At 35.3% G+C, this 235-nt stretch carries 1 protein-coding gene; it reads right to left on the reverse strand.

The annotated features are described in order from the left end of the window. Positions 1 to 235, reverse strand: a 235-nt coding sequence (locus SCA31_RS25540; RefSeq protein WP_410699722.1) for a hypothetical protein, incomplete at both ends; no start/stop codon positions are given.

The following is a 235-nucleotide window of genomic DNA, read 5'->3' on the forward strand; positions in this document are numbered from 1 at the left end:
TTTGTAGACAAAGTAACTGGAAGGGAGCTCGTAATATTTGAAAAATAAAACTGAGTGAAGAATGAAACCGAGCCATTTCCTTGTGGGGGAATAGATCCTGTATAAGGTTTTGAAACTCCAATTCTAGCATATCCGTCAAACGGTCCTTTCAGTACAACATTGATCTGAAAATTATAATATCCTGATCGGTTTGCAATAAATTCTTTTGTAGTAGGATTAAAAGTAGCAATCGATG

This window comes from Chryseobacterium sp. SIMBA_028, assembly GCF_046535285.1.
Taxonomy (GTDB): Bacteria; Bacteroidota; Bacteroidia; order Flavobacteriales; family Weeksellaceae; genus Chryseobacterium.